Genomic DNA, 25,165 nt, shown 5'->3' with positions numbered 1-25,165 from the left:
TGCGGACATCGTGAAGAACGATTGCCGTCATTTTGTTACGACTTTTTCAGACAATTTCTCAATTAGACAATTTCTCAATTTTATAGTCTGAGCTTTTCTGGCTGGTTTAAGTGATTTGTTTAAGGGATTTTCAGTGGGCTTAGCCTGCGATCGCCAACTTGATTAATACATCCAGAATTCTTTCTTCATCTGTCTTAGTCTACTCTTCTCGTTCAAGTTCTTATGTCTATCCATAGCGGTATTAATCGTCAAATTCACCGTCGAAGTTACTACATCTAGCCTTGTTTGTTGTGTGTGAGGAGTTGGGTCATGTCTCGGGATGCTCTCGTTGTTGGAGTTAATGCTTACCAGTTTTTACAGCCGCTACAAGCCCCTGCCAAAGATGCAGAAGCGATCGCCCAAATGCTGCAAGTCTATGGCGAATTTCGAGTGCAGCGGTTGCCAGAAGTGGTGCAGGCAGGGCAGCCCAAAATCGGTAAATCTACCCCCGTCTTTTTACGAGATTTAGAAACCGCGCTGGTGAATTTATTCAAGCCCAAAGGCAGCAATATTCCCCAAACTGCGCTGTTTTACTTCTCTGGACATGGCATTCAAAAAGAAGCGGGGATTCACGAAGGCTACCTCGCGGTCAGCGACGCCCACCCCGATGCGGGATTTTACGGACTGTCGCTCTACTGGCTGCGGCGGCTGTTGCAAGAAAGCCCGGTGCGGCAGCGAATTGTGATTTTGGACTGCTGCCACAGCGGCGAATTGCTCAACATGTTGGAGGCAGACCCCGGCGCACGGGCCGGCACTGATCGCCTGTTCATTGCAGCCTCGCGGGAATATGAAGCCGCCTACGAGTCGCTCAGCAGCGACTACAGCGTTTTGACCCAAGCGCTGCTGGAAGGGCTAGATCCGCGCCACGCCAGCACGGGCACTGTGACGGCGCATTACCTGACGGCCTGGGTGAGCGATCGCCTCAAGCACGAACTCCAGCAGCCCTTGTTTGAAAACTCTGGCAGCGAAATTATTCTGACGCGCTGCGGCACGGCTACTTCCCCCCTTCTCCCCAAAACCCCGGAAAAGCCGGAGATCTGCCCCTTTCGCGGGTTGGAGTGCTTCGAGGAAGAACACGCCGACTTCTTCTTTGGGCGCGAAGAACTGACCCATCAACTGGTCGAACGACTCCGCACGAGTCCTTTTGTCACGGTGCTGGGTGCGTCGGGCAGCGGCAAGTCGTCGCTGGTGCGGGCCGGGCTGATGCATGAACTGCGTCGGGGGCAGCGGCTCGCAGGCAGCGATCGCTGGCGACTCAAGCTGATTACGCCGGGCGAAAACCCCCTGCGGAGCCTGGCCAGCGCTTTTGTCGATCCAAATGCACCAGAGATCGAGCGAGCAGAGCAAATCCAGCGGGCAGAGACCTTTTTGCAAAGCGGCGGCACGGGTTTGGCGCGATTGGTTCGGGCTAGCCTGCCCAACAGTCCGACTTCCAGCCCAGTCTCCACGCTTCCTTCTGGGGCCACCCGTCCGCGCCTAGTGCTGATTATCGACCAGTTTGAGGAGGTATTTACGCTCTGCTGTGGCTCTCAGGCGGAGACCCTGCGGCAGCAGTTTTTCCAGTGCTTGACCAGCGCTCTGGCCCAGTCCGAAGACTGCTTCAGTATAGTCGTCGTGCTGCGGGCAGATTTTTTTGGCAAGTGCCTGCAATATGCGGGGCTGGCGGCTCAGATCAAGCGGCAGATTCTCAAGGTGCTGCCCATGAGCTATGAGCAGATTAAAAATACGATTGTGCGTCCTGCCAAGCGGGCCGGGCTGATCTGCGAACCCAATCTCGTCTACACCATGCTGCTGGATGTGATTGGGGCACCGGGGGAATTGCCGCTGCTGCAATATACGCTGCGGGAACTGTGGGAACAACGCGAGCGATCGCCCCAGGGCGCACCCTCCAAGCTGACCCTCAATGCCTACACAGAACTAGGCGGTGTGCGCGGCACGCTGCAAAAGCGGGCGACTGACATTTACAACTGCCTGGAGCCGGATGAGCAGGCGGCGGCGCGGCGCATTTTCCTGACGCTGACTCGGCTGGGCGAAGGCACCGAAGACACGCGCCGTCGGGCTGCCAAGGATGAGTTAGTTAGCCCCGCGTTTCCCAGACCGCTGATCGAGCGCACGCTGGAAAAGCTAGTCGCCAGCAAGCTCGTGGTCACCAGTCGGGGCGGCGAGGGCGATCGGGGGGAAGATGCAGCGCGGAGCCGTCCATCGGCAGAATTGCTAGATGTCGTGCATGAGGCGCTGATTCGCAACTGGAGCCTGCTGCGGGGCTGGCTAGATGAGAGCCGCGAGATGCTGCGTCGCCAGCGGCGGATTGAGCAGGCGGCACTAGAGTGGGCAAAGCTGGGCAAACCCACCCGGTACGAGTATTTGCTAGGGAGCGATCGCCTCCAGGATGCCATCAGCTTCCAAAAGACCTATCCCCAGGAGCTTTCGACCCTGGCCCGGGAATTTCTCAGCGTCAGCGATGCCGAAAACCGTCGAGTTCGTCGCAAGGCCCTGTGGGTAAAGGTGTCTGTGCCGTCTGCCGTGGCGCTGGCGGTGGCGCTGTCGTTGGGGCAATATCGCACCACCGTGAAGACGCAGGCCGAGAAAGATTACCAGACGATGCTGGCCACCTCGCGGGCGCGGGCGGCGATCGCCCAGTCGATGTTGCAAGAGCCAGACCAAGACGCGATGGCGGCCCTCGTGGTCAGCCGACTAGCAGCAGCCCAGGGCGCAACCTACGAAGCCGAATCGAGCCTGCGGGCTGCGCTCCAAGACTTGCGGCTGCAAATCTGGCTGCCAGGGCATCGCGGCGCAATTCGCCAGTTGGTCTACAGTCCCGATCGCCGCTATCTCGCCACAGCCAGTGCCGACGGCAGCATTCGCCTGTGGGCCAGCCCCGATCAGGTCATCTATGCCAATACCACAGCCGAGCCGTTGCGGGTGTTGACCTGGCCGGGCGACGCTCAGGCAGAGATTCTTGAAATAGCCTTTAGCCCAGATGGAAAAAAACTAGCGGCGATCGCCAAATCCTCTATGCAGCTTTACCTCTGGGACGTGGACACGGGAACCCTGGCGCAAACCCTGCCGATGACCCAGCCTGCGACTCAGCTTCGCTTCAGTCCTGATGGCGACTGGCTGGCCACCGTGGGCGGTGCGCGAAGCGATCCCGACGGGAATCGCACCCTTTCCCTCTGGCACGTTGCAACTGGCCAGCAGGTGGCACAACTCACACAGGATTGGCCGATCCAGACGCTCCAGTTTAGCCCCCAGGAGCCATCCCTGCTGATTGCAGGACAGTCGGGCATGGTGCAGATCTGGAAAATTATGCCTGCTCAGCCTGGGTTCCTAGAAGCAGAAGCGACTGCCGCAGCAGGTGACATAGCGCAACCCACGCCCCCTGCCCCGGCCACCCTGACGCTCACAGGCAGCATCAACCTCCAGCAGCACGTGGCTCTGCCCTACACGGGCGGTGTCTTGAACGCCACCTATAGCCCCAGCGGCCGGTGGATTGCAACGGCGGGAGCCGATGGCATTGCCCGCCTGTGGAACCCCCAAACGGGCACGCTGGAAATGACGCTCACAGGGTTTGCCCCGGCTGCTCAGCGGCCGCCCGCCCTCAGCCAGCTTCAGTTCAGCCCCGATGAAACCCTGCTGGTGGCGGTGTCGCCTGGGCAGCCCATCCGAGTGTGGGACTTGCGGACTGGCCAGGTGCAGCAAGATCTCTCGGTAGGGCAGGGGAAGACTCCGCAGCCCATCGTGCGGGCGATCGCCTTTAGTCCGCGAGGAAATCTGTTGGCCGCCGTCAGCGGGGCCACCACGCAGCTTTGGAACCCGCACACGGGGCAGCTTGTGGCGCTACTGCAAAATCCTAGCGGCCCTGTAACTCGCCTGCAATTTAACCCTGGGGGAACCCACCTAGCAACCGGAGATGACGCAGGTGATGTCTACCTGTGGTCGGCTGAGGCAGGCGGGGAACTGCCCAGCATCGCTATTCCAGAGGGTGGTGTGTCCTGGCTGGCATTTCTGCCCGATGGTGGGTTGCAGCCGGCGATTCCCGCAGGGATCGCTTCGCGAATCGCGCCAGTGTTGCAAAGTAAAACCGCCTCTTCTGGCGACGAACGGGGCAGCGGGCGACAGATCGGGCTTCCGGCAAACAGGGCGCTGCTGTCGATTCGGCGTGATACGGCTCCCCAGAGCTTGCGCCAACGCCCCAAGTTCACCCTGGCCGCAAAACGGGCGGAGGACGCTGCGGAGGCGCTGCTGGCAGAACCCGAAGACCGTTTGCTCGACTCGACGGCTCCCCTGCCTGGAACACTTGGTCTGGCACTGGTCACCGCTGAGGGCATCTTGCAAAACTGGGCGTTTTACGCCGATCGCTCGATGACTCCCTACGTTGAAACTGTGGCTCAGGAAATGCCCGACGCGATCCACCTGCATCGGCTCAATCCGAAAGCGCTTTGGCAGCAGATCAAAACCTGGATGCCGCCCGATCGCCCTGCTGCGAACCCAACCTCCAGCGCTGACGCAACTGCATCTCAGCCCGCTCCTTCTGGAACCGTTGCCGAAGAGACGCAAGAGCAGCCGAGCATCACCCAGCAGATTCTGTCCCGGTTTCAGCAAAACCCAGCGCGGGCTGTGCGGGTGGCAGACGCAGGGAGCACATCGGGGCTGACTAGTTTTGCGCTGAGTGCAGATGGCGAACTGATGGCGATCGCCACTCGCGAAGGGCAGCTCGAGATTCGTCGGGTTCAGTCGGCCGACAAACAACCGCTACCCGGCTCAGCCGCCGCCACACGGCTGCACCAGCTTTTGCTGGGTTCTACATCTCTGTCCGGTAATCCATCGGGCAATCCGTCCGGCAATCCATCGGGTAATCTCGTTACGATTCAACAGTTAGCGTTCAGTCCTGATAATCGGCTGCTGCTGGGGTTGGGCAGCGACGACCGCGTGCGCCTGTGGCGAGTCGATTCGGGCGAGATGGTGGCAGCACTAGAGGGGCATCAGGGTGCAATTCCCGTAGGGATCGCTTCGCGAATCGCCACGGCCCGCTTTAGCCCAAACAGCACGCGAATTGTTACCGCTGGGGCAGACCGCACCGCGATTGTATGGGATGCCCAAACCGGGCGGCGACAGGGCATCCTCAGCCACACGTCGCCGCTCACCAGCGCCAGCTTTAGCCCCGACGGGCTGAGCATCGTGACCACCACCCGCGATGGCACGGTGCGAATTTCGGATGCGACGACGGGCGACCCGCGCATGGTTCTCAGCGGCCACCAGGGAGCCGTACTCGATGCCCAGTTCAGCCCCGACGGGCGATCGCTCGTCACCGCAGGCAGCGACGGCACGGCTCGCCTGTGGAATCCCCACACAGGGGCAGAGCAGGCTCAACTGCGGCCCGCCACCGAGTCGCCCGTCACCATTCAGCGGGTGTTCTTTACGCCCGATGGCAACTACGTCGCCACGCTAGCCAGCAACGGCCGCCTGTATCTATGGGCTGCAACCTGGGACGTGCTGCTGAAGCTGGCCCGCGATCGCACGTTTCGCCAACTCAGCCCCGACGAGTGTCGCCGCTATCTGCGCCTTGCATCCAACGAGTGCCCCCAGGTGGACTTGGGTAGCGACTACGCGCCTACCCGTTCCCCCAGCACCCGGATAAACTCTAGCGGCAACCCGTCTGAGTCGGCGATAAATGCAACTTCGTAGATGCGATCGCCAATCATCTGCTGTGTTGGCTCCAGCAGCACCCTCAGCGCTTCGCCCTGGCCGGCGGCGGCAGCTTGGGCAAAATGATGCTGCAAATTTTCTAGCCAGTCGGGCAGGCTCTCGACTGCATCGGTCAGGTCAAACGACAGGTGATAGTAACCCGTGTAATGCTCGTCGCCAAAGGCATCGGCGGCGGCGCGAGGCTGCGGCACTTGCAATAGCTCAATCCGCCCGCCCAACCCCTCCATCCAGCAGCCCAGCGTGATGCCTGCGGTAAACCGCTCGCACACCGTAAACCCCAGCCGCTCATAAAAGGCGATCGCCCGAAAGATGTCCGCCGTGCGAATCGAAGCGTGGTGCATGGCTGACGCAGGCTACTCAAACAGCCGAAAGTAGGGATACCGCACGGGCGCACCCGGCTCTTTCTCCAGGTCAAAATTAATCACATCCCAGCACGGCTCCTCTTTTGGATCGGGGCTGAACTCTACGGGCAGCCCGTAGAGGCGGGGGCGAGTGCTAGCGTCTGCCTGTCCGCGCCACGGGGCACTGCGGTCGAGATAGGTGCTGATCAAATCCTGGTAGCGACGGGCAATGATTACGCGAGTCGCACGATAGCCCTGGGTGTAGAGGCGATCGAGCGCTTCATGGATTTCAAATCGGATGCCATCGGGATGCGTATGCTGGCGATACCACTCGTTATCCCACTGCCGCCAGTGTCGGCCAGACTGGAGATGGATCAGTTCACCCGTTTTGGGATTTGCTTCAAAAGCTCCGTGGCGCTGGCACAGATAGGTGTCGGTCAGAGTCAATGCCGGAATTGTCTGACGACAGTGGGGACACTGAATCTCCGGGCCGAAGATTGGGTACTGTAGGGCTGGGTTCATCATGAAATCGCGACCCGCGTAGTCTCCATCTAGCATCAGCAAGGCTCTATTATAACTTTGAGTTTTTCTCGGAGTTTTTCTTAGGCTTTTCTCAGTCAAAAGCTAGAAACAATTCTACGGGTATTCGCTGGAAGCAAGGGCGCGAATCCTGGCAATCTTAAGAAATTTGACTGGAGTTTACAGCTTGTCTACGGGTTTCACGGAAAATTCACAGCAAAATCGCACTGGCGGTTGGTCTGCCCCGGATGTCTCTAAGGCAGCGTTTGTTGCGCCGGGGGCCACGGTGGTCGGCCAGGTTTTGCTGGCAGAGGGCGCAAGCGTCTGGTATGGCGCGGTAGTGCGCGGCGATGTGGAACGGATTGAGATCGGCCGCTGCACTAATATTCAAGACGGCGCAATTTTGCATGGCGATCCGGGACAGCCAACGGTGCTGGAAGACTACGTGACGGTGGGGCATCGGGCTGTCATCCACGGTGCCCATATCGAGCAGGGCTGTTTGATCGGCATCGGGGCGATCGTGCTGGATGGGGTGCGCGTGGGGGCGGGCAGCATTGTGGGCGCAGGCGCAGTGGTGACGAAAGACGTGCCAGGGCGATCGCTCGTGGTGGGCATTCCCGCAAAAGTGGTGCGTTCCCTCAGCGACGAAGAGGTGGCCGACCTGATCGACCACGCCAAAAAATACGAAAAGCTCGCCCAGGTTCATGCAGGCACAGGGACAGAGTTGGGGTTTGAGCGTTTGCCGCCCGCGTCATCTTGATTTTGGATTAGGGATTTTGGATTTTGGACGACCTATCCCCAATCCAAAACCTAAAATCGACGTAAGGTTCTTTGCATGGAAAAATAAACGCGTTGCCATGGCCAGGTCACTGCTCACGGTGGGCGAACCGGCTCCCTGGTTCACCGCCCCTTCCACCAGCAACCCCCGCTATCATTTCGACTCGGTAGCCGGCCGCTACGTGGTGCTGTGCTTTTTCGCCTCCACCAGCGTCCCCGTCAGTCAGCAAGTGCTGACGCTGCTGTTTCAACATCGGGCGCTGTTCGACGATACCCACTGCTGCTTTTTTGGGGTCAGCATCGACCCGGAAGATCAGGCGCAAGCCAGAGTGCAGGAAGCCATTCCCGGCATTCGCTTTTTTTGGGACTTTGACCAGTTGGTAAGCCGCCAATACGGTGTTTTGGACGAAGCCACCCAGAGCTACACGCCCTGCACCTATATTCTGGATGAGCGGCTGCGGGTGCTGGGGGTGCTGCCCTTTGGCGACCAGCCGGAACAGCACGTCGCCCTGCTGGTGAAAATCCTCGAACAATTGCCGCCGCTCAACCCTGCCGAACCCGCCGCCGTGCAAGCGCCCGTGCTGGTGGTGCCGCGGGTGTTCGAGCCAGATTTGTGCGAAGCCTTAATCGACTACTACAACCAGCACGGCGGCGAAGAGTCGGGCTTTATGCGGGAGGTGGGCGGGCGCACCGTTGCCGCACTCGACCACAGCTTCAAGCGGCGAAAAGACCAGGAAATTTTGGACGAACCCCTGCGGAATGCGGCGATGTATCGGATTCACGATCGCCTCGTCCCCGAAATCGCCAAAGCCTTCCAGTTTCGCGCCACGCGCATCGAGCGCCACATCGTTGCCTGCTACGATAGCCACTCCGGCGGCTTTTTCAAGCCTCATCGCGATAACACCACCAAAGGTACGGCCCACCGCCGTTTTGCGGTGTCGCTCAACCTCAACACGGGCGAGTACGAAGGCGGCAAGCTGCGTTTTCCCGAATTTGGCAGGCGAACCTATGAAGCCCCTGCGGGCGGTGCGGTCGTCTTCTCTTGCTCGCTGCTGCATGAGGCTACGCCTGTTACGCAGGGACTCCGCTACGCCTACCTGCCCTTCCTCTACGACGATGCCGCTGCCCAAATCCGCGAGGAGAATCGGCAGTTTTTGGCCGTCGAGTAGTCCGTAATGGGTAGCTCGTAATTTCGTAATATGGCTTGTCAGACCGTGAGTCCAGAGCCTGATGCCCTTTATGGGATTAGTTGACCTTTGAGTCCCCATCCAGGAGTCCCTATTCCAGTAAGTACCCATCCGGGGAAGATCTATCCGTACTCATTACGAGTATGATTAAGAAGTGAGGGCTTTTTGGTTTTGGCGATCGCCCCCTTCCAGAGCGTCAGATTCCAGAGCGTTAGATCCGGTTCATCGCCTATCCCCACAAAGCGCCTCGCACTACACTCCTTACACCAATGGCTGGAGGCAGTCATGAACTTCAAACGGATGGAACATATCAATCTGTCTTGCCAGGACTTGGAAGCGAGCCAGCGGTTTTATCAAACGCTGTTTCCCGATTGGTACGTGCGGGCGGAAGGCAGCTACGAGGGCGATCGCTGGATTCACCTGGGCAACGAACAGTTTTACATGTCGCTGAACAATGCCCATGAGCCTGCGGCGGCTCATCGCGCCCATGCCAGCGTGGGGTTCAACCATGTCGGCTTTGTGATCGAAGATGCCGAAGCGATGCGATCGCACCTGGAAAAGCACGGCATTGAATATTACACCTACACCTCGCCCGAAACGCGACTGCGGCTCTACGTCAGCGATCCCGACGGCAACGAGGTGGAACTGGTAGAGTATCAGCCCGACTATGCGCTGCGGTAGTCACGGTTTCGGGTTGACCCAGCGCTTATGCAATGCCCAGTTCTTGCCGCCAGTCAGACATGGAGCGCTCCCAATGTTCCTCCCACTTTTGCGCCAGAAATGGCTTGGCGGTCATGCCCATGCGGTAGCCCTTCGACAGGTCGTTGAGAATGCCATCGAGCGACTCTGGGGCATCGGTGAGGGTCTTCAACAGCCCACCACAAATCAGCACGATTGACATGGGGCGGCGGGTCTGCGCTAGTTCAAAGGCCTTTAGCCCCAGTTCTCCAAAGACGCTGGTTTCAAAGCCCGTCACCAGGTGCCAGATGTCGTGCGTCTGCCGCAGCCGCAGCAGCATGTAGGTGATGTCGTCGGTGACTTCGACTTTGCGATAAAAGTTGGGGTCGAACCCAGCGGCGGTCAGGGTGGCGGCGTAGATGTAGCCGAGGGAATCGGGCGGCAGCTTTAGCAGGGCATCCAAATCGGGGGGCGGCGCGATGTAGCGTTCTGCAAACAGGCGGGCGATCGCCTCGTCGCGCTTGACATATTCCACCGCCAGCGCCATTGCTTTGGTCGATCGCAGACCGTCTTCAATGTCATACACCGAGTCTGTATTTTCCGCATTCCGCAGCAGAGAAATGGTGCCTTTGCCCACGCTCAGCAAATCAATGTTGAGCTGACGAAGTTTTTGAAACAGCACAGCAGCCTCCTGGAGGGCGTAGTGAGGAGAAAAGTCTACAGGAAGGGAATCCGCAGAGAAATACAGTAAGCCACGGCTGGATTCCAGAATTTTGGCTGATCTCTGCTCTTTCAAACAGCGCTACGGATGAAATCGCTGGAAGCCTGACAGGCGTTTGGGCTGGCAATCTAAAATCGCCAATCTAAAATCCAAAATTGACATCAGTTACCACTACGAATTACCCGGTTTGCGGATGGTGAAGGAAATCGGGCGCGGCGGGGGTGCGGGCGGCGCGGGGTGGACGTTGGGAAGTTGGGTAGGCGGGCGCTGTGGCGTTGGGTTTGCGGGCGACGTAGAGGCTGGGTTGGCGGGTTGAGCGGCTTCCGTGGAGGCGGTTTTTGGCGCGGACTTTGGTGCAGGCTTTGGCGCAAGGCGGGGCGATCGCCCTCCCCCCCTCAGCGTAGGCAAATTGGAGGCGATCGCCAGCCCCAGCCCGGCAACCACCATCAGCGGCAGCGGTAAGTTCAGACCCCCGACCCAGGGATATAGCTCTGCCATTACAAAAAACAGCACCACGCCTGCAACCCACACCTGCATTCTGCGAAACCCTTGAATTTCCAACGCTCATATACCCGAAGGATAGCCGAAGATTCGCAAAATGCGACAGGATGGAGGCTGATGCGCCTCTCTCCAGATGCTTCCTTTCGTTTCCCTGATCATTCCCACCTATCGGCGTGAGGCGGTGCTGCGGGCCACGCTGCGGGATGCGCTGCAGCAAGAGTACCCCGCCTACGAAATCATCGTGGTGGATCAGACGGCGGCGCATGAACCCGAAACCGAGGCAATGCTGGCAGAACTCAGCGCAGCGGGCAAGCTGACCTGGCTGCGGGTGGGCTGGGCCAGCCTGCCAAGGGCGCGAAATGTCGGAATTCAGCAGGCTAAGGGCGACATCGTGGTGTTTGTGGACGACGATGTGCAGATGTCGCCGGATTTTTTGGCAAGGCACGCACGGCATTATCAAAAGCCAGAAATTGGGGCGATCGCCGGCCGGGTGCTGGATCGGCTGAAGCTGGCGGACGACCCGGATCTTTTAATTGAGCAACTGCCACCGGAAGCGAGCGATCCGGCGATCGCCTGGTATCACCTAGATCTGGTGCATACGGTGCAGCCGCAGCGGGTGCTGTCGGCGCGGGGCTGCAATATGTCCTTTCGGCGATCGCTCTTTACCCAGCACCAGCTCTGGTTCGACGAGCGGTTTCGGGGCAGCGCCGTGCGAGAGGAATCGGATGTGTGCCTGCGGCTGCGGGCGACGGGGCTGATGATCTGGTATGACCCGGCAGCGTGGCTGGTGCATCTGGGGGAGGAAACGGGCGGCTGTCATGACCTATCGACGCGATCGCCCCGCTATCAAATCAGCTTTTATCACAATCACTTTTGGCTGGGGCTGAAAAACCTGACGGCGGCCCAGTGCCTCCGATTCTTTGCCAAATTATTTGACTGCCACGTTTTGGGAAATCCGCCCTGCAACAAGAGCGGCCACCCGCTAAAGGTTCTCATGCGGCTGGTGTTTTATCTAGTTGGATTTTTGGCAGCGATTGGCACGGCAACTTCCGCAAAGCTCTTGGCGCTAACTTGCAGACTTTAGGAACGGCTGCCTTTCGCTTTTGCAGGGGCGATCGCCGTTTCTTGCGCCAGCGGCAGCGTGAAATGGAACTGGCTGCCCTGGTCGCGCCCGCCCGACTCGGCCCAGATCTGGCCGCCCAGCGCCAGGATGATTTGCCGACAAATGGCCAGCCCCAGCCCCGTGCCGCCTGCCGTCCGCCGCAGCGCGCCTTCTTCTTGATAGAAGCGATCGAACACGACTTCCAGCCGATTTGGCTCGATGCCGCGCCCCGTATCGGCGATTGTCACTTCCAGCATCTTGCCGCCGTTTTGGTGCGCCTCGATCATCACTTCCCCGGTGGATTCGGTAAACTTGCAGGCGTTGTCTAGCAGCTTGGCTAGCACTTCCACCAGCCATTCTCCGTCTGCCTTCACCAGCGGCAACTCGCCCGATACGTTGGTTTCGATTTTGGGTAGCGGCCCGTCTAGCTCGCGCGTCCGCAGACTACTGAGGGCCAGATCGACGCATTCTTGCAGCGCCAGCGGTTCTAAGTGCCACTCGACGCGACCGCTCTCCAGCCGCGACAGCGTGAGAAAATCTTGCACTAGCTTTCGCATTCGTTCTGCATCGGACAGGGCCGTGCTGAGCATGACCTGGCGCAGTTCCGTGGGCATATCGGGTTCACTGGCCAGGCTTTCTAAACAAACCTGGATGGTGGACAGCGGCGTGCGGAGTTCGTGGCCGGTGATGGCGATCAGGTTGCTGCGGGTGCGCTCCAGCGCTTCGAGCTGCTCGTTCAGGTCTTCCAGGTTGGCGTAGGACTCGGCCTGGAGGATAGCCACGCCCAACTGCGAGGCGACGGATTCTACGAGCGATCGCTCTTCGTCTGTCCAGGGGTGCGGCTCCTTCTGGCAGTGGTGTAGCTCCACCATGCCCAGCAGTCGCCCCTGATTCACCACGGGCACCATCAGCCAAGAGCGAATGGATGCTCGCTTCAAAACTGGCTTCAGCGGCGACAGGTCAAACTGTGGGTCGGTGCTGGTGTTGGCGATTCCCGCAGGGATCGCGTCGCGAATCGCTACGGAAGTCTGCTGCTGCGCCACAGCTTGAAACATCGGATTATCTCGCAGCGGCCAGTCTTGATCCACCAGGGAGGCAATGCGCTTATCGCGGCGATATTCGTAGGCGATTTTGGCGCTAGTGTCGGTGTCTTTGCAGCGATAGATAATGCAACGACACACCTGCATCGCCTTGCCCAACTCGTCCACCGCCACGCGAAAAATGTCATCGGTGTTGAGAGACTGGCGCATGGCCGTGGTGATCGAGTTCACCAGGCGCTCTTTGCGCTCCTGCGTGGCGATCGAGCGGTAGGCCTTCAGCAGCTTATATTGACCCGCCTGCAAATGAGTCACCAGGCGCTGGGCAAACGGGTCGGGGTCTACTTCCAGCTTGGCGGGCTGCGGCAGCAGAATTTCGGTCTTGGCGGCGGCGATTTTTTCCGCCAGTTCTGGGCGATAGGTCAGGATGCGATCCAGCAAAATTTCGGCGGCGTGATAGCTCACCTGGCGATCAAACGTCCACACGCCTTCAAAGCGGCGGGTTTGATCCATCGTCGTTTCTGCGGCGGCGGCGCTGGGCAGGCTGGTGCGCTCGCGACAGACCAGACAGGCGGAATACTGCTGCCCAATCACCACCAGATGCCATTCCTGGCTCAGTTGGTCAGAGGGGTCAAAGGCGACGGTTTCATATTCTTCTGAACGGTTCATGAAGTCCGTTTCGGGCGCAGCCAGGACGTAGACCTGGGGTGTGAGCGCGGCGATGCGGAGGTAACGGTGAGATTCCTGTCGATAGAACCGTTCGCGCTGGAAGCTGGCAATGATGAGCGGTTGGCCGGAGGATGCCAGAACCTGATCCTCCATCGCGTGAGAGAGGGCGGTGAGCGACGATTTGAAGTAAAGCTGGGGGCGCAAGTGGGGCGATCGCTTCAATAGCGCATCCAGCACGGATTCAGAAATGCTCATGCAGGGCTTGCTCAATCCAATCCGGGAAATCCAGCAGCGGTGAACGCCGAAGCGGAGTTCAGTGATCCTATTCTCGGATAAACTTGCGGTCTTGGATCGGGAGGATAGTTAGATTAAAGCAGGATTGGGGGGATAGGATGCGGTCGTCTGGCTAGCAGAGGGAAGAACGAAGAGGGAAGAACGAAGAGGGAAGAACGAAGAACGAAGAGGGGAAGAACGAAGGGGGGAAGAACGAAGAGGGGAAGAACGAAGAGGGAAGAACGAAGAGGGAAGAACGAAGAGGGAAGAACGAAGAACGAAAGAGGGGAAGAATGAAGAGGGAAGAACGAAGAGGGAAGAACGAAGAGGGAAGAACGAAGAGGGAAGAACGAAGAGGGAAGAACGAAGAGGGAAGAACGAAGAGGGTTGGATGGGCGGGGACAGGGCTGACTGTAGTCAGTGGTGGGAATGACAGGCTTGGAGATGGTGGGCCGAAAGTGGGCTGACACAATATTTACGCATATTTACGCATATTTACGCATATTTGCGTTTCAGGTCTGTTTGCGCTTTATGCAAGCTGGTGGGCGAGGAAATAGTAGGCTCCAGCGATCGCAATGGCGGCGATCGCCCCCAACAATGTGTTCACAATATTTACCATCTCGTTGGTGAGCCAGCGGTATTTTGATTGCAGCGTTGCACCGATCAGGCTTTCCAGATTCGTGGCGATAAATGCAGCGGCAATGCACATAGGAATTTCAATCGGGGCAATCAGGCGCACGGCCCAGCCCAGCGTGGCAATCAGCGCTGCCCCCAGTAGCCCTGCTAGCGTTCCCTCCAGGCTCACTGCGCCCTCGGTTCCTGCCGGAACGGGTTGGAAGTTGGTAATTAAAAACGTGCGGCGGCCGTAGGCTTTGCCGATTTCCGTGGCGGTGGTGTCGGCTAGTTTGGTGGCGATGCTGGCCACATAACCCAGTGCCAGCAGCACGATAATCACCTTCGTCGTTGCCGTGCCAGCGCTGCCTAGGGCGTAAATGCCCAGCGCACACAGCGTCGCCGTCAGCGCCGACCCCCAGACGTTTTCCGGGCCCCGCGCCCCAGAGCGCTTCTCGGCAATGCCCGCTTCTTCCTTGCGCTGTTTGCCGATGCGAGTGACCGCTGACCCCACCAGGAAGTACACCACCATGACGACATAGCCGCGCCAGCCCAGCGTGCCAAACAGAATCACCCCCAGGGCCCAGGCGTGAAAAATGCCCGCTGGAGTCAGCAGTTTCTTGGGCAAAACCCAGGCGATCGCCGCCAGCAGGCTATTCAGCCCCAACCCCACTAGCCAGGGCATCCATTCGCTTGAGATGTCGCTAGAGATGGGCATCGTACCTTCCTCCCAGAAGCAGTTTTGCAAGGGGACTCTGGTTTTAGGGTAAGCGATGATCTGAGAAGAGTCATGGAAAAAACGAAAAATGAAGAACGAAAAACGAAAAACAGAACATCCTTCCTTCTTCCTTCTTCGTTCTTCCCTCTTCGTTCTTCCTTCTTCCTTCTTCCCTCTTCCCTCTATCGCTTCCTGGCCAGCGTCAGCCCATCTGACACGGGAATCATGCTGAGGGATACGCGGCTGTCTTGGTAGACTTTCTGGTTGAACTCGCGAATGGCAAGGGTGCTGGGGGATTGGTTGTCGGGGTTGATGACCTCGCCGCCCCAGAGGACGTTATCGACTGCGATCAGCCCGCCGGGGCGCAGGAGTTGGAGCGATCGCTCGTAATAGTTCCAGTAGTTGCCCTTGTCTGCGTCGATAAAGGCAAAGTCGAACGTGCCCGCCTGTCCCTCTGCCAGCAGGCGATCTAGCGTTTCCAGCGCAGGCGCAATATGCAGCGTGATCTTGTGGACCACACCCGCCTGCTGCCAATAGCGACGAGCGATCGCCGTATAGTCTTCGCTCACGTCGCAGGCGATGACTTGCCCTGCATCAGGTAGCGCCAGCGCCACTGCCAGAGAACTGTAGCCCGTAAACACGCCAATTTCCAGCGTTTTCGTCGCGCCAATGAGCTGCACCAGCAGCGCCAAAAACTGCCCCTGATCGGGTGTCGTCTGCATGATGCGCTCTGGATGCCGGGCTGTCTCCTCTCGGAGCGATCGCAGCACCTCCGGCTCTCGCAGCGACACCGACAGCAGGTAATCGTGCAGCGGTTCCGACAGTCCCAAGCTTTTGCCTGTCATGGTCTTCAACGGTAGAAGGGCAATTGGATCATAAGATGTTCTGAGAAGAAAGAGGGAAGAGGGAAGAGGGAAGAGGGAAGAACGAAAAGAGAAGAGGCTTCGTTTTTCGTTCTTCATTTTTCATTCTTCGTTCTTCGTTCTTTAACTTCCCCCCCACCTCCTTCCCTCCCGTTGTGCTTTATTCCTTCAATTAACCTAAAAATGCTCCGTCCCCTCCTTGCGCTCCTGCTTACGTTCCTCCTGACCGCCTGTAGCTCTGTCTCTGGGCCAGGTCGAGATGTGGTGGAGCGGGCGATCGCCCTCCAGTTCAGCCAGACGCAGGAAGACCTGATCCAACTGCTGAATCCGCGTGATCCGACGTTTCCGCCGTTTACCATTAGCAACGTCAAAATCACCGACGAGCAAGGGCTGCAAATCGCCAATCTGCGAGGGTTTCGGGTGCGGGGAACTTATGATGTGACGCTGGAGTTTCCGGGGCGAACGGTGACGCAAAAGGCTAACCCGTTTGAGATTTATCTCCAGCGGCAAATCGAGGGCAAAACCTGGCGGCTGGCGCGGCGGCAGGCCAATCCCAAAAATCAGACCGATACGGAAAGTTGGGTGACGCAGTTGGTGTTATAAACAGCCCCGGCGACTGTCGGTGGCGACCCTATATGTTTGCGGATGATTCACCCAAAAGTGATTCACCTAAAATGACTTGCTCTAAACAGTCGCCCTGTGGAGAAGCTGCCGTGGAAAAGTCGTCTCTAGAAAAGCTATCTCTAGAAAAGTCGTCTCTAGAAAAGTTGCCCCTGGGTTCTGCTGCCGCGCCGAGATTGGCTGACCATCCTGTGCTTCAGCGCTATAAAGTTGCCCTAGACGCGCTAGAAGCCCACGCTGATGCGCTCAGCGAAGACGCGATTTTGCAGGCGTTGACGGCGCGAGACGCGGTGCAGGCAGCGCTGGACAAAGCTCCTGCTGACCCAACCATTCGCGCCGAAATCTATCGGCTGGATCAGCGCTTGAGACAGCAGAGCGGGGCGATCGCCCGTCATCTCGATCTGGTGACCTGGCGAGACAGCCTCAATCCGCCTGCAAGCGCCTGGTGGTGGAATTTTCCCAAGCCGCCCGACCCGCGCGATTGCCTTGACTGGCTCTGGGACGCGCTCACCGTCACCACGATGGCCGCCAGCTTTAGCCTGGTAATGGATATTTCTAGCAAGTTTTTGACAGGAGGCACCGACCTGCTCGGTTCTTTCATCATCGTGGGACAGAGCGTGCTGACGCTGCTGACTGGGAAAACAGCGCTCACCCAGGCAGGGCAAGAAGCCACCGAACGGAGCCTGGAGCGGCTGGGCGTGCCCTCTCACTATCATCACGAGGCCAAGCTGGGACTCTCGACCGGGCTGCTGCTGCTGCTGCTGGGGCTACACGCCAACCTGCCCCGCATTGCCAGCCTCTATGCCGCCTGGGGCAACGAAAATCAGTCTCAGGGCGAAATGACCCGCGCTGAGGATAATCTGCGGCGATCGCTCGCACTCGATCCGGACAATCCCCAGACACACTATGACCTAGGTACAGTTTATGAAAGCGGGCAAAATCCAGAAAAGGCGATCGCCCAATATCGCCTTGCGCTCCAGGGTGGCTTGTCTCAGGCCAGCATCCCGCTCTCTCGGCTGTATATTCTCGATGGGCAATACGACATGGCCGCCAGCGTGCTAATGCAGGGCGAACAAACTGCGTCTGCTGGGCTGACTCCAGAAGGGTCTGGGGCACTACCAAACCCAGACTTTACCTACAGCTACCACAATAATCTGGGATGGATTGCTTTGAAGCAGGGTCGCTTTGATGAAGCCGCTGCTAACTTGCAAACAGCAATCCAGATTGCGCCCCAGCGAGCTTCTGCCCATTGCCTGCTGGCTCAGGTGTGGAATGCCCAAGGCAGACCCGCGGTGGCAGAATGGCAGGCCTGTGCCAACACCGCAGACCGCACGATTCCCGAAGAAAATGCCTGGTATGCTCAGGCTCAGTCCGCCCTACAGCAGCAAGGTTTCTAGAAAACAAAGAAGCAGGGCTAGAGCGGTTGCTTCATGGCCTCTAGCAGGGCAGAGAGTGCCTGATCTTCGGAAGCAGTAACACGGCGATCGAGCATCGACAGGCTGACGGCCTTGGGCAGGGCGATCGCCGCCAGGTCAGCATCTAGCCCATCCGTCAGCACCTCCAGCGATTGCGGAATCTTCAACGCCGAACGAATACCCAGCAGCATGTCTTCTTCATACCCCAGCCCGCGCAACTGTGGCAGCACATCCTCCCATGCCACCTTGGCATCAGGACTACCCGCCTGGATAACATACGCCAAAAGCCGCTGCAACTTGCTCTGCTGCTGCGCCGTGAGGACGATCGGCTCGGCTGGCTCTGCACCACTGGCCCGTTCGCTCTCTTCCAGGTTTCTCAAAATCTGCTCCCAGTCGTGGCTATCGCAGGCATCGGGCTTGCCCACCACCAGCGACACTTGAATCTTGTCCGCGGCAGCATCAATCTCTGTGACCCGCGCCTCCACGCCCAAAAAGCCCAACCACTGGGCGATCGTATTAACCAGCGTGGCGCGAGTAGACTGGCTGCTGGCCAAAAGCCGCAGTTGCGTGCGAACCATCGGGCGCACAATCTGTGTCAGCATAGCCTCGATCTCTGGGGAATGAATAATGAGTGTTGTGAGTAGGATAGCGCAGATCCCATCCAGCAAATGGTGGCCAAGATTCCAGTCCGACGGGGAAACCTAATTTAAAGAACGAAAAACGAAAAACGAAAAACGAAAAATGGAAAGAGAAAATTTCCAGGTACCTACCCAACCCTGACCAGATTCTCTTCGCTCATCGTTCTTCGTTCTTCGTTCTTCGTTCTTCCCTCTTCCCTCTTCGTTCTTCCCTCTTCCCCTCAACATCTCTTTACACTCCCAGTATCCTGTGATAAGCTAAGCGTAGTCGTTATGAGTTTATCTATTTCCCTATGGCGAACCCAGCGGTAGAAAATGCGGTAGAGAATGTGGTCATTATTGGCTCCGGCCCGGCGGGCTATACGGCTGCTATCTATGCAGCACGGGCAAATTTGAAGCCGTTTATGTTTGAAGGGTTTCAGGCCGGCGGGCTGCCCGGTGGACAACTCATGACCACCACCGAAGTTGAGAATTTCCCCGGCTTTCCCGACGGCATTACCGGCCCCAAGCTGATGGACAACATGAAAGCGCAGGCATTGCGCTGGGGTGCGGAACTAGTCACCGAAGACGTGACCTCGGTGGATTTCAGCCAGCGCCCTTTTGTGATTCGCTCTGAGGAGCGCGAAGTGCGGGCCCACACGGTCATCATCTGCACGGGCGCAACCGCAAAGCGGCTCAACCTGCCGGGAGAGAAGGAATATTGGTCACGGGGTATTTCGGCTTGCGCGATCTGTGACGGCGCAACGCCGATTTTCCGAAATGCGGAACTGGTGGTGATCGGCGGCGGCGACTCGGCCGCCGAAGAAGCAGTCTATCTGACCAAGTACGGTTCCCACGTTCACCTGCTGGTGCGCGGCGACAAGATGCGAGCCAGCAAGGCTATGCAAGATCGCGTGCTGCGAAATCCCAAAATTACCGTGCATTGGAATACGTCGGCAACGGAGGTATTTGGCGATGGCAACCTGATGACGGGGATTAAGACCATCAACAACCACACGGGCGAAACGGGTGAGATTGCGGCGAAGGGTCTGTTTTATGCTATTGGTCACACGCCGAATACGTCGCTGTTCCAGGGACAGATTGACCTGGATGGCGTGGGCTATATCGTCACCCATGAAGACGTGAAAACGAGTGTGGAAGGTGTGTTTGCGGCGGGCGACGTGCAGGATCACGAATATCGTCAGGCGATTACGGCGGCGGGAACGGGCTGTATGGCGGCGCTGCTGGCGGAGCGCTATCTCTCGGCCAATTCGCTGATTCAGGAATTTCACCAAACGGAAGCCTCGGAGCGTCCCCACGAAGCCCCTGCCCACAAAACCGAAGAGCAGCAGGCCTCGGAGTTTGACTTGGCCAATACTCGGCATGAGGGTGGCTATGCGCTGCGGAAGCTGTATCACGAGAGCGATCGCCTGATTGTGGTGATCTACACCTCGCCCACTTGCGGCCCCTGTCACACGTTGAAGCCGATTCTCAGCAAGGTGATTGATGAGTTTGCTGATCAGGTTCACTATGTCATCATTGACATTGAACAAGACCCTGAAATCGCGGCCAATGCAGGCGTGACAGGAACTCCGACCGTGCAGTTCTTCAAGGACAAGGCCCTAGTGGGGCAGATGCTCGGCGTGAAGCAAAAGAGCCAGTATCGGGAAATGATCCAGAAGAATCTGGCGGCTGTGCCCGTGGGGTAGAGGAAGAGGGGAAGAACGAAGAGGGAAGAGCGAAAAGGGAAGAGGGAAGGTTGGAGTTAACTAATCCCTCTCCGTGGCTACCCATTCCCCCTCCGCTTGGCAAACCACTGCTGCAACTGCGCTCGGCACGCTGCTTCTAAAACTCCCGATAGCACTCTGGGACTGTGGTTTGAGGCGGCGCTGTCGGGAATGTTGAGGACGGTGCGGATGGCTCCGGCTTTGGGGTCGTCTGCGCCGTAGACCAGGGTTCCCAGGCGGGAGAGGGCGATCGCCCCAGCGCACATCGGGCACGGCTCTAGGGTGACGTAGAGGGTGCAGTCTTCGAGTCGCCAGGAGCCAAGGCGTTGCCCTGCCTGACGCAGCGCCAGAACTTCGGCGTGGGCGGTGGGGTCTTGGTCGCGTTCGCGGCGGTTTTCCCCCGTGGCGATTAGGGAATCGTCTGGGGCGACGACAACTGCGCCGACGGGCACTTCTCCTGCGTTTCCGGCGGCGGCGGCTAGGGCGATCGCGCGTTGCATCCAGCGACAGTGGCGATCGTAGGTTGACTCAAACGGTTCAGATGGTGCGGATAGGCCCATCATGGCTAGGTGGATGGAATTTGCTCTGGCAGAATCACCGTAAAGCAACTGCCTTTTCCCAGTTCCGACGATACCGTGATCTGGCCGCCGTGCAGTCGAGCCAGCTTGCTCGATAGCACCAGCCCCAGCCCTGTGCCTTCATACCTCCGGTTCAGCCCTCCGTTGAGCTGCTGAAAGGCTTGAAACAGGCGGCTCTGGTCGGACGGGGCAATGCCGATACCCGTGTCGATTACGGCAAAGTGCAGTGCTTTTGCCTGCTGCCATACCTTTAGCGTCACCGAGCCTTCATCGGTAAACTTCACTGCATTAGCCAACAGGTTCGACAGGATTTGCTTGAGGCGGCGTTTGTCGGCTGTGCAAACGGTAACATCTTGGGCGATGTCAAGAATCAGCCGTAGTCCCCGCTTTTGGGCGGTTTCTTGCACCATGCTCATGCAGGCATCGCAGACTTCCTGAACCAGAACGGGTTCAAAAAACAGTTCCTCGCGTCCGGCTTCGATTTTAGATAAATCCAGCAGGTCGTTGATTAGCTCCAGCAGATGGTCGCCACAGGAGCGAATCCCTTCCACATATTGCCGCTGGAGGCTGCTGAGGGGGCCGTGGAGTTGGCGATTGAGAATGTCGGCGAAGCCCAAAATGCCCGTTAGCGGGGTTCGCAGTTCATGGCTCATATGAGTCAGGAATTCGCTCTTGGCGCGGTTGGCGGCTTCTGAAATTCGCTTCTCTTGTTCTAATTCCTGCGTGCGCTCTTGAACCAGCTTTTCCAGCCGTTCATAGCTCTGGGCATTGAAGAGGGCGATCGCCGTTGCGTCTGCCAACCGTTGCACAAGCTGGATTTCGTCGGCTGTAAAGGTGCGGCGGGTTTGGGTGCAGTCTAGCACCAGTTCTCCATAGTGCTGTCCGCGCATCAGAATCGGCGTGCTGAGGAGAGACTGGATGTGCTTGGTCTGTCCTCGCTGGCGGGCGCTGGGAATCTTTTGCACCCACGGGTCTTCGAGAAAGATGGGCGCGTGCCAGACCTTTTGTGTCAGATAGTCCCCACTAGGTCGAAAAAATTCCTGCCATTCGTGCATGGGCAGCGGCAAATCCAGGCTGGGTATGACCGCATCTGATGCTCGCCACTCAGTCTGGGGCACAATCCACTCTGCCTCATGTCGCAGCAGCACCACCCGATCTACGCCAAAATATTCCCCTGCCAGTCGCACCAGTTCCTGCAAAATAAAATCCAGATCCAGGCTGGAATTAAGGGTTTGCCCCAGCTGGTTGAGAAACTGTTCTCGCTGGGCCTGTTGCTGTACCTGTTCAAAAAGCTGTGCCTGGTGAATTGCCAGGGCAAACTGTCCGGCGATCGCCTCTACCAAGTCCACTTCTTCATGGCTCCAATTCCGCTGGCGCTGGCACTGATGCAGCGCGATTGACCCCAAATAGATTTGCTGAAACAACATCGGCACAATCAGCGTGGACTGAATCTTCCAGGATTGTGAAACAGATAGAATATCGACCGGGGAATCGAGCGGCATCCTGGACAACACGATCGACTGACCCTGCAACAGGCGATCGCCATAGTAGTGCTGAAACCCGCATTCAAATTTTTTACCCAGCAGGCGATCGCGCTCTGGGGTAGCTTGGCTCACGCAGCGGGCAATTACAGTTTGCAACTTCGACTGCTGAGCTACATCCTCTTGCATTAACAGCACACAGATATCCACATCCAGCACCCGATGTAAGAGATCCATCGTAGACTGCATCAAATCGTCCAATACCAGCGTTTCGCGCATTTTGCGTAACACCTGGTTCATGATGGCGACTTGGCGGGTCTGCTGCCGGAGCCGCTGGTCAGCAGCCAGCTTTTGACGGCGCAGGGCATACTCCTGGAGCGATCGCCTCAGCACCATTGGCAGCCGAAACAGCCGATCTTTCATCACATAGTCCGTCATGCCCGCCTTGATGCAGTCCACCGCGGCCTCTTCGCCCAAGCTCCCGGTCACCAAAATCAGCGGCACATCCCGACCCGCAGACTGCAATGCCGCCAGTGCCTCGTAGGCTGTAAACCCCGGTAGGCGATAGTCGGCCAATATAGCGTCATAGTCTTGCTCGTTCACGCGCCGTTGATAGGTCGATAACGAGTCCACAATGTCACAGGTAAACGGCACGCCGCTCTCTTCTAGAGTCAGCGCAACCAGTTCAGCATCCATTGCAGAATCTTCGACCAGCAGCAGTTTGAGCGGCAGTTCGGGGGATGACGGCATTGTAGATGCTCTCTCCGATAGGGTTCAACTTCCAAAATTGCGTGCCCGCTTAATTCACCAACGGGACGAAAACCAAAGGCGCTTCTGATTAATCCAATCTGGCTGAATCTAACCGATCGAACGCAGTCGATCGCCCTTGCCAAACGCCAGCAGATCCAAATCAATAAAGAGGTTGAAAAGTTTTGGAATTGAATGGAATTGAGTCACTCAATCGCGTCCTTTTTACGCAAATTGAGCAGGATTTTGAAATAAAACATCTCAGGCTTAACCTTAGACAATCACTTCGAGAAAGACATTTGCAGGAGAAAAATGCCTTGACTAAAAAAGTATTGAAGTGACTTCAAAACTGATTTGAATTCTAAATCTATCTGCCCAGCTTTCTGGATACGGCATCCAGTAAAAAGCCCTGATAGACAGTTCCTGAATCGCTGCCAAATCGGTCATTTCAACGGTTTGAACCGTAGACCACCTTAACAAGGCGCATTGCGTTTGCTACGAAATCGCCCTTTTCGGCTCTGCCCGATGCCACATCAAGCAGTTGATGATCGGCCCATACCCAGTCGAAACTCATTTGCTAAAGCATTGTATCTGCTAAAGCAGAAGTGTTGAATCTCGATACACAACTTTACAAACCTGGAGATTTTTGGCGAGTTTGAGCTTCTGTTAATGAGAATGGGGTCAATAGTCAGACCAATTCGGTATCACCAGCACCAACGCACAACTTGGCACTACCCGCCAAAATCTTAAGATTCAACACTTGTGCTGCTAAAGCTGGAGCAGCAGAACACATCAAATGCCAACTCTTTGGCAGGAGTCCATCCTGCTCCGAAGGTTTTGCCCTAGTATTCTGCGATGTTCTCATCTCGATCTGAACCTGCCACCTGATAGCCCGCTTACCCAGCAGTAAACCGTGCTATCGCCGAAACGGGAACGCCTGCTAAAAACCAGCTTGATTCCATTTCAATCGCCACTCAAAGCAGCAGTGTAAGCAGCGTAGCCGCAGCCTTACGGCAACCCGTTCATTGCTTGAGTCCGTTTCAAAAACAGGAATCAGGTTCAAGCAGAACTCGCCCCTTCAATGGTTTCATCTGGCTGTGCTGGTAAAGCGAATAACTCAGTATATGGGGATTCTAGATTTAATGCATCTCCCTAAACAACCATTAGCAGGATGGGGATGGATGGTGGGGGTTTGCCCTCCTACTACTGAGAAGTCAAGAGGGCAAAGCAGTGGGCAGCGGCGGACAATTCAACTGCATCCAGTAGTGACTGATGTGCTGAATCGCGTCTGAAAATTGCTCGAAGTCCTGGGGCTTCACGATGTAACTATTGACACCCAGGTCATAGCAGGCGTTGAGATCTTGGTCTTCTTGGGAAGAGGACATGACCACGATGACAAGGCGACGAGTACGGGGGTGCGATCGCAGCCTTTGCAAAAGCTGAATCCCGTTGATGCGGGGGAGTTTCAGATCCAGCAGCACAAAGCGGGGCAGCGGACGCGCCGCCGCGGATTGGGAAGCGTCATCCAATGAATTGTCCAGAGCCTCGCCGAGCAAATAGTTCAAGGCTGCTTCTCCATCGTTGACTACATCCATTGGGGCTGCCAGCCCGCCAGTCTCCAGAGCAAGGCGGATCAGTTCAACATCATTGGGATCATCTTCGACTAAAAGTAAACGTGACGATTCGATTTCAGGAGGATTCATACGCGCAGTGCAACGAAATTGATAAACAGAGAAGAGACGCACCCGCGATCGCAGATAAAGCGAAAACACCGACTAGAGCAGATTGAGTCAGTCACCTATGCGTTAGATGCAGCGTTCAGATCTTGATCCCTTCCTAAGTGGAAATCCTTAAATTAAGGTATTAATATTTACACTACTCAATCCAATTTAATTCAGTATTCATTCCAAAGCAAAGACTTTACAGGAACTTTTAATCCCTTCTTTAATAAAAGTTGAAGTTTCAGAAAGCACATGGCTCTGTTGCGATTTTTCTAAATTGGGCTTTGTTGATCAAGGCCGATTGATTAGGGCGATTGGCACACCAAACGAATGCCTAATCGACTACTTGGACAAGGGCGATCGCCCCAAAACCCACCTGCTAATTCATCTATTATTCATTGTTCAAAAATAGTCAAAAATAGAACCAAAAAAAGAACCTTTTCGTGAATCTTGCTGAACAAGATCCTCAAAAAGACCCTTTATGATACGCACAAATTTTTGCTAACAGCCGATGC

Annotated in this window: 19 protein-coding genes; 8 read left to right on the top strand and 11 right to left on the bottom strand. The window is 57.1% G+C overall.

What is annotated here, in order from left to right:
• Positions 1-309 precede the first annotated feature (309 nt).
• Complete coding sequence (locus tag O77CONTIG1_RS01000; protein WP_068507337.1) at positions 310-5,724, top strand: caspase family protein; 5,415 nt, start codon at positions 310-312, stop codon at positions 5,722-5,724.
• Here the strand turns inward: O77CONTIG1_RS01000 and O77CONTIG1_RS00995 are convergent.
• The gene (locus tag O77CONTIG1_RS00995; RefSeq protein ID WP_068507335.1) at positions 5,643-6,086 is read right to left on the bottom strand and encodes a VOC family protein; all 444 of its coding nucleotides are present in this window, start codon (positions 6,084-6,086) and stop codon (positions 5,643-5,645) included. The two genes, O77CONTIG1_RS01000 and O77CONTIG1_RS00995, sit on opposite strands and share 82 nt — an antisense overlap.
• A gap of 12 nt (positions 6,087-6,098) precedes the next feature.
• Positions 6,099-6,611, bottom strand: coding sequence for a TIGR02652 family protein (locus O77CONTIG1_RS00990; protein WP_068515812.1), 513 nt, complete (start codon positions 6,609-6,611; stop codon positions 6,099-6,101).
• 181 nt (positions 6,612-6,792) lie between these two features.
• Here O77CONTIG1_RS00990 and O77CONTIG1_RS00985 point away from each other — a divergent pair, with 181 nt between their 5' ends.
• The 3 genes from O77CONTIG1_RS00985 (at position 6,793) to O77CONTIG1_RS00975 (ending at position 9,250) form a co-directional block, all read left to right on the top strand.
• Complete coding sequence (locus tag O77CONTIG1_RS00985) at positions 6,793-7,365, top strand: gamma carbonic anhydrase family protein (protein ID WP_068507334.1); 573 nt, start codon at positions 6,793-6,795, stop codon at positions 7,363-7,365.
• A 97-nt stretch (positions 7,366-7,462) separates the two neighbouring features.
• On the top strand, positions 7,463-8,551 hold the full coding sequence (locus tag O77CONTIG1_RS00980) for a redoxin domain-containing protein (protein ID WP_068507333.1): 1,089 nt from the start codon (positions 7,463-7,465) through the stop codon (positions 8,549-8,551).
• 303 nt (positions 8,552-8,854) lie between these two features.
• On the top strand, positions 8,855-9,250 hold the full coding sequence (locus tag O77CONTIG1_RS00975) for a VOC family protein (protein WP_068507331.1): 396 nt from the start codon (positions 8,855-8,857) through the stop codon (positions 9,248-9,250).
• 25 nt (positions 9,251-9,275) lie between these two features.
• Here O77CONTIG1_RS00975 and O77CONTIG1_RS00970 read toward each other — a convergent pair whose 3' ends face one another.
• Both O77CONTIG1_RS00970 and O77CONTIG1_RS00965 read right to left on the bottom strand, forming a co-directional pair.
• Positions 9,276-9,929 (bottom strand): Coq4 family protein, encoded by a 654-nt coding sequence (locus O77CONTIG1_RS00970; protein ID WP_068515810.1) that lies wholly within the window; start codon positions 9,927-9,929, stop codon positions 9,276-9,278.
• Between the two features lie 210 nt (positions 9,930-10,139).
• Positions 10,140-10,505, bottom strand: coding sequence for a hypothetical protein (locus O77CONTIG1_RS00965; RefSeq protein WP_156434801.1), 366 nt, complete (start codon positions 10,503-10,505; stop codon positions 10,140-10,142).
• A 97-nt stretch (positions 10,506-10,602) separates the two neighbouring features.
• Between O77CONTIG1_RS00965 and hpsN the strand changes: the two genes are divergently transcribed.
• Positions 10,603-11,553, top strand: a complete 951-nt coding sequence (gene hpsN / locus O77CONTIG1_RS00960; protein ID WP_068507327.1) for a hormogonium polysaccharide biosynthesis glycosyltransferase HpsN — start codon at positions 10,603-10,605, stop codon at positions 11,551-11,553.
• Here the strand turns inward: hpsN and O77CONTIG1_RS00955 are convergent.
• The 3 genes from O77CONTIG1_RS00955 to O77CONTIG1_RS00945 form a co-directional block, all read right to left on the bottom strand.
• Positions 11,550-13,532, bottom strand: coding sequence for a DICT sensory domain-containing protein (locus O77CONTIG1_RS00955; RefSeq protein ID WP_068507324.1), 1,983 nt, complete (start codon positions 13,530-13,532; stop codon positions 11,550-11,552). The genes hpsN and O77CONTIG1_RS00955 overlap by 4 nt on opposite strands.
• A 547-nt stretch (positions 13,533-14,079) precedes the next feature.
• On the bottom strand, positions 14,080-14,880 hold the full coding sequence (locus O77CONTIG1_RS00950; RefSeq protein WP_068507322.1) for a TIGR00297 family protein: 801 nt from the start codon (positions 14,878-14,880) through the stop codon (positions 14,080-14,082).
• 182 nt (positions 14,881-15,062) lie between these two features.
• Positions 15,063-15,725 (bottom strand): class I SAM-dependent methyltransferase, encoded by a 663-nt coding sequence (locus O77CONTIG1_RS00945; RefSeq protein ID WP_068507321.1) that lies wholly within the window; start codon positions 15,723-15,725, stop codon positions 15,063-15,065.
• 201 nt (positions 15,726-15,926) lie between these two features.
• On the opposite strand from O77CONTIG1_RS00945, the gene O77CONTIG1_RS00940 reads away from it, so the two are divergent.
• Together O77CONTIG1_RS00940 and O77CONTIG1_RS00935 are read left to right on the top strand one after the other, a co-directional pair.
• Positions 15,927-16,346, top strand: coding sequence for a hypothetical protein (locus O77CONTIG1_RS00940; protein ID WP_156434799.1), 420 nt, complete (start codon positions 15,927-15,929; stop codon positions 16,344-16,346).
• Positions 16,347-16,456: 110 nt separating this feature from the next.
• On the top strand, positions 16,457-17,761 hold the full coding sequence (locus O77CONTIG1_RS00935) for a tetratricopeptide repeat protein (RefSeq protein WP_172799619.1): 1,305 nt from the start codon (positions 16,457-16,459) through the stop codon (positions 17,759-17,761).
• A 17-nt stretch (positions 17,762-17,778) separates the two neighbouring features.
• Here the strand turns inward: O77CONTIG1_RS00935 and O77CONTIG1_RS00930 are convergent, their stop codons facing one another.
• The gene (locus O77CONTIG1_RS00930; RefSeq protein WP_068507315.1) at positions 17,779-18,381 is read right to left on the bottom strand and encodes a hypothetical protein; all 603 of its coding nucleotides are present in this window, start codon (positions 18,379-18,381) and stop codon (positions 17,779-17,781) included.
• 329 nt (positions 18,382-18,710) lie between these two features.
• On the opposite strand from O77CONTIG1_RS00930, the gene trxB reads away from it, so the two are divergent.
• A complete protein-coding gene (trxB, locus tag O77CONTIG1_RS00925; RefSeq protein ID WP_068507311.1) occupies positions 18,711-20,105 on the top strand; it encodes a thioredoxin-disulfide reductase in 1,395 nt (464 codons plus the stop codon).
• Between the two features lie 77 nt (positions 20,106-20,182).
• Here the strand turns inward: trxB and tadA are convergent, their stop codons facing one another.
• From tadA to O77CONTIG1_RS00910, 3 genes are all read right to left on the bottom strand, one after another.
• On the bottom strand, positions 20,183-20,686 hold the full coding sequence (tadA, locus tag O77CONTIG1_RS00920; RefSeq protein WP_068507308.1) for a tRNA adenosine(34) deaminase TadA: 504 nt from the start codon (positions 20,684-20,686) through the stop codon (positions 20,183-20,185).
• Between the two features lie 2 nt (positions 20,687-20,688).
• Positions 20,689-22,932: a GAF domain-containing protein gene (locus O77CONTIG1_RS00915; RefSeq protein WP_068507306.1), complete on the bottom strand. Its 2,244-nt coding sequence runs from the start codon at positions 22,930-22,932 to the stop codon at positions 20,689-20,691.
• A gap of 1,211 nt (positions 22,933-24,143) precedes the next feature.
• Positions 24,144-24,632 carry a response regulator gene (locus tag O77CONTIG1_RS00910; protein ID WP_068507304.1) on the bottom strand — a complete coding sequence of 163 codons (489 nt, stop codon included), beginning with the start codon at positions 24,630-24,632 and terminating at the stop codon, positions 24,144-24,146.
• Between the last annotated feature and the right edge of the window lie 533 nt (positions 24,633-25,165).

The sequence above is a fragment of the Leptolyngbya sp. O-77 genome (genome assembly GCF_001548395.1).
Lineage (GTDB): Bacteria > Cyanobacteriota > Cyanobacteriia > Elainellales > Elainellaceae > Thermoleptolyngbya.
Note: the sequence above shows the minus strand (reverse complement) of the source record. Positions and strands in the feature narration are given on the sequence as shown.